The organism is Gilliamella sp. Fer4-1 (genome assembly GCF_001690515.1).
GTDB classification, from domain to species: domain Bacteria; phylum Pseudomonadota; class Gammaproteobacteria; order Enterobacterales; family Orbaceae; genus Gilliamella; species Gilliamella apicola_C.
The window spans coordinates 1-5,412 of the sequence record NZ_LZGZ01000041.1; the positions used below are offsets into that span (position 1 = coordinate 1).

General features: G+C 33.0%; 3 protein-coding genes. 2 read left to right on the top strand and 1 reads right to left on the bottom strand.

Features of this window, described 5'->3' with window-relative positions; genetic code table 11:
- Window positions 1-292: 292 nt before the first annotated feature.
- Both A9G30_RS01440 and A9G30_RS01445 read left to right on the top strand, forming a co-directional pair.
- Window positions 293-1,006 carry a helix-turn-helix domain-containing protein gene (locus A9G30_RS01440; protein ID WP_065587811.1) on the top strand — a complete coding sequence of 238 codons (714 nt, stop codon included), beginning with the start codon at window positions 293-295 and terminating at the stop codon, window positions 1,004-1,006.
- 50 nt (window positions 1,007-1,056) lie between these two features.
- Window positions 1,057-2,100, top strand: a complete 1,044-nt coding sequence (locus A9G30_RS01445) for a YdgH/BhsA/McbA-like domain containing protein (protein ID WP_065587812.1) — start codon at window positions 1,057-1,059, stop codon at window positions 2,098-2,100.
- Between the two features lie 74 nt (window positions 2,101-2,174).
- Here A9G30_RS01445 and hrpA read toward each other — a convergent pair.
- Window positions 2,175-5,412, bottom strand: a 3,238-nt coding sequence (gene hrpA / locus A9G30_RS01450) for an ATP-dependent RNA helicase HrpA (protein ID WP_065587813.1), incomplete at its 5' end; no start/stop codon positions are given.

Consider the following 5,412-nt stretch of genomic DNA (forward strand, 5'->3'; position numbering starts at 1 on the left):
TTATTAATTTGTTAGTAGATTGATTAATTTAACATTTTACTGGTAAATCGTGTTTTTTAAATTGAGGTCATGATTATACAGGTTTCATCGTCTAGTTTTACGTACGTTCATCGCGGTACGCATAATGTATATTATGTTAAATAAGGTTGTTGTGAATTGAAAGATAAAGTTAAACGTAATTATCACCTATTATTAGATATTTTTTAAATATAATTAATGAACAATTGTTATTTTATTATAAAATATGATAACCTGCTCGTTTGATAAACTATAATTATTCTATTTAGTCAATATGCAAAATATTTTTAAGGCATTACGTTCAAACAGTTATTCTGTTCAATGTGAATTATGTAGTATAAGCTCTCTTTGTCTTCCCGCGTTACTTAACAATAATTTAGATAATGTATTAGAGCGTAAAATGTCTTATGCCAAAGATGAAATTATGGTTAAAGCAAACACACCATTTACTAAATTTTATATTATTCATTCTGGTGCATTAAAGACTTTTGTTACAACGCCTGATAATCATCAGCAAATTAATGGATTTTATTTACCTGGCGACATTGTTGGTTTAGATTCAATTTCAACAAAATTATATAACAACAATATCCAAGCGCTTTGCAATACACTTGTTTGCCAGCTTAATTATGATGAATTGATGTCGCTGGTTGATCACCAAAAAGATATTAGAGAAATGGTACTTAATTTACTAAGTTCTGATATTTATAATTATCAAAAATTAGTGCTTTGTTATTCTCAGAAAAAAGCCGATGAGCGATTAGCAACCTTTATATATTCACTTTATCAACGTTACAAACAAAGAGGTCATTCTTCATTAAATATTAAACTTATGATGAGCCGAGCCGATATTTCTAATTATTTGGGCTTAACAATTGAAACCGTTAGTAGAAATTTATCAAAGCTTCAAGAACAAAATATTTTATCAGTTAAAGGAAAACATATATTTATTAAAGATTTAAATGCATTGATGGATTTAGGCAAATAAATTTATTTATGTTAAAATAATCACAATAATTTATTGTAAGGTCTTAATATATGACAAGTTTAAAGAAAACATTTATTGCAGTAACTTTGGCTCTCACCCCTATTTCTTCATTTGCTGCCCAACAGTTAACTGAACAGCAGGCTAAAGATCTGCAGTCGTTTAAAAGCATAACTATCCGAGGGGCATTTTATACTGATAATGATTATGTTTTAGCTATGTCAAAAGCGGCAGATAAAGAAGGTGCGGCTTCTTTCTTTATAACAACAACCAATATCAGCCCGTCTAATGATACTTTACGTATTGTTTACGCTAAGCTATATAAAGCAGATGCAGCTAAAGCTGAAGAAAAAGCCGAAAATTTACGTAAATTCGAAGGAGTATATGAATATCCAAAATCTAAAGCAATCCGTTTAGAGCCTTTCAATATTGTACGAATTCGTGGATATTTTCCTAGTGAATATGATATAAACCAAGCAATTGCCAAAGAAGCCTCAGCAAAAGGTGCTTATGCCTATTATATCGACTCACGTAGCGAGCTTGGTAGCAATCTACAAATTGCTGCTTATTTGTTTAAGAAAGATGCACCAGAACGTAAACTTCAACCTGAAGACGCAATTCCATATGATTCTGAGGCTGGCCAACTCGCTCTTGCACAAGGCGGAGATGCGGCTATGCAAGTGGAAAAACCGGGATATTATTCTCCTTCAGCTTTTAATGAAAAATTTTATGCCGATAAATTTAATAATAAAGTAAAAGTTATTAGTGAACCAGTAAATAATACAAAAACATCTACAGTAAACAGCACATCTACATCTGAAGTTACAGCAGTGACGACAGAACCTCAACGCATAAATCGTTACACTGTAACGTTATCAGATGGGCGTAAAATTCAAGAATTAAATGATGCAACTGCGGCTAAAATGGTTGCCTTTGATACAATCAAATTTAGAGGCTACTATGTGACTGATCAGGAAATTTCTTATCAAGCAGGTAAACGCGCTATTGATGCTGGTGCTAAATATTATCATATCTCTCGAGTAGCCCATGACTCTAATGGGCCGAACATCACTGTTTTCGTTGATCTTTATCGATAGCTTATATCAATAAATGGGCGCATTTCATTGCGCCCTACTTTTCTATCAAACAACATTACTTAGCTAGCTAACCACTATAATTCAGATTTTACTTTATCGATTTGTTGCTCAATACGTTTTGCGGAAATTGGATACGGAGTACCAAGTTGCTGAGCAAATAGATTCACTCTTAGCTCTTCAATCATCCAACGGATATTTATTACTTCTTCTTGCGATTTTGAATTTTCTGGCAAACTATTCACCCACGTTACATATTGCTTTTCAACCGTTTCTATGATGTTCAGCGATTGCTTATCTTTGGTAAAATTTACCATTAGTTTTTCAATTCTTTTTTCAATTGCGGATAAATAACGATTAATATCTGGTAGCCGTTTATAACCTGATTTTGCAACAAACCCTTTATAAACAAGGTGATCAAGTTGTTTTTTGATATCAGATAAAGAAAAGGCTAATGATAAATCAATGCGACCTTTTAGTTTTTTATTGATGTTATTATATAAAACCAAAATGGACTCAACCTGTTTTGCAATATCAACCACAGTTTCATTAATATTGCCTTTGGTATAATTTAACAATGACTGATAATTATCTCGATTTTGAATGATCTGATTATTTTTTTCAATCAAATAGTCAACAGCACAAGCAATGCAATCGTCAATTAAACTAAGCACCGTGCCAAAAGCATTAAAATACAAGCTTAATTTAGATTTATTCGGCAATTTTTCATGTAAATATTTAATTGGTGATGGTATGTTAAGTATAAGTAGACGTCTTAATCCTAGTTTAGTTAGTCTTTGTTGCTCATATTGATTATCGATTAATTTAATGCTTACTGAATTTTGGTTATCAATGATTGCAGGGTAAGCTTTAATAGTGTAATTTTTATGAGTTTCTTCATACACACTTGGTAACAAATCAAAAGTCCAATCAGTTAAATCATTCTGTTCAATTTGAACTGTCTTTTGGGTTGTTAACGACGATAATGCCTGTTGAATTTCGTTTTTAAGCTGTTCTTTTAGCAAAATTAGATCTTTACTTGAAGCAATTTCTTTGTTGTTATTATCAACAATGCTAAAAGTTATTTTCAAATAGTCGGGGATTTGATCTAGTTGCCAATCTTCAGTGGTAATTTTTACTCCTGTCATTTTGTGAAATTCAGTTTCTAAACTTTCTAACAAAGATTGGCCTGTCGAAATAGCTCTACGTAAAAACGCATCAGCATAGTTCGGCGCAGGGACAAGATTTCGACGCAATGATTTCGGTAATGATTTAATTAATGCAATGATTAAATCTTTTCGGAAACCAGGTACTTGCCAATCAAACCCTCTATTTTTGATCTGATTTAATAAATTAAGAGGTATCTTAATTGTGACACCGTCACGATTATGCCCTATATCGAATTGGTAACTGAGTGCTAATTTTAGATTGCCTTGGTGCCAAAAATCAGGAAAATCATTTAAATTAACTAATTCTGCCGACTGTTTGATCAACATCTTTTTCTCAACACTAAGAAAATCAGGATCAGATTTTTGTTTTTGTTTCCACCAAGTATCAAAGTGTTTAGATGAAATAACGGATTTATCAATTCGTTTATCATAAAAATCAAAAAGTTCATCATCATCGATTAAAATATTTTGTCGGCGAGACTTATGTTCAAGATCTTCAACTTCGCTGATTAATTTTTGGTTCTTTTTATAAAACTGATGACGAGTAAACCAGTCTCCCTCAACTAAAGCATGACGAATAAATAAAGAGCGACTTAACACAGGATCAATTTTACTATAATTTACTATTCGGCTAGCAACAATAGGCAAGCCAAACAAAGTCACTTTTTCATTTGCTATAGTCGTTCCCTGCTTTTTTGACCATCTCGGCTCGTTATAACTGTATTTCACCAAATGTTTAGCTATAGGCTCAATCCATTCTGCTTCAATTTTTGCTACGACCCTTCCCCATAGTCGGCTGGTTTCTACCAGTTCACTAGCAATACACCATTTTGGCTGATTTTTGAAAAGAGCCGAATTAGGAAAAATGGCAAATTTAATATTACGCGCCCCAATATACTCATGCTTTTCAAGTTCTTTCATTCCAACATGAGATAGTAAACCACTTAGTAACGATATATGTAATGAACGATAATCTGCTGTATTGCTATTAATTGGAAACGCTAATTGTTTTATCGTTTGCCTAATTTGTGTATAGACATCTTGCCACTCTCGAATACGGAGATAATTTAAAAACTCTTTTTGACATAATCGCCTAAATTGGTTACCAGATAATATATTTTGTTGCTCCTTAATATAATTCCATAAATTAATCAAAGAAATAAAATCAGAATCCTTGTCAACAAAACGACGATGTTTTTCATCTGAGGCTTGTTGCTTATCAAAAGGTCTTTCTCTTGGATCTTGAATTGACAAAGCCGCAGTAATTATCATTATTTCTTTAGTACAGCCTAATCGCTTTGCTTCAAACAACATTCTGGCCAACCTTGGATCGATAGGAAGCTGAGCTAAAGTTTTCCCTATTTCGGTTAAATGATATCGATTATGTTTGGTATGAATTGCACCAAGCTCTTCTAATAAACGAATGCCATCACGAATATATTTTGAATCGGGTGCTTCAACAAAAGGAAACGCTGCAATATCGCCTAAACCGAGTGAAGTCATTTGTAATATAACTGAAGCTAAATTGGTGCGTAAAATTTCAGGATCGGTAAATTCGGGGCGAGATAAGAAATCTTGCTCATCATATAAACGAATACAGATACCATCTGAAGTTCGCCCACATCGGCCTTTTCGTTGGTTAGCTGATGCTTGGGATATTGGCTCAATTGGCAATCGCTGAACTTTAGTACGATAGCTATAACGGCTAATTCTAGCTAGACCAGGATCGATAACATATTTTATTCCTGGCACTGTTAATGATGTTTCCGCCACATTGGTAGCAAGAACGATTCTCCTTTTTGTGTGGGGCTGAAAAATACGATTTTGTTCTGCTGTAGATAGTCTTGCATATAATGGTAAAATATCAGTATGGCGAAGATCTAATTTATTAAGCGTATCAGCAAGATCTCGTATTTCTCTTTCACCTGTTAAAAAAACTAATATATCACCTGCGCTTTCGGTTGATAGCTCATCAATTGCATCAATAATGGGTTGAAAATCATTATTTTTATCGCTATAGCTCTCATTTTCATTTAATGCTAGAGGACGATATCTTACTTCAACAGGAAAAGTACGACCCGATACTTCAATAATCGGCGCTTGATTAAAATGTTTAGAAAAACGTTCTACATCAATAGTTGCTGAT

Excerpts from the sequence above, each read along its gene's own strand:
- A9G30_RS01440 (WP_065587811.1), top strand. The coding sequence starts at position 293 with ATGCAAAATATTTTTAAGGCATTACGTTCAAACAGTTATTCTGTTCAA.
- A9G30_RS01445 (WP_065587812.1), top strand. The coding sequence starts at position 1,057 with ATGACAAGTTTAAAGAAAACATTTATTGCAGTAACTTTGGCTCTCACC.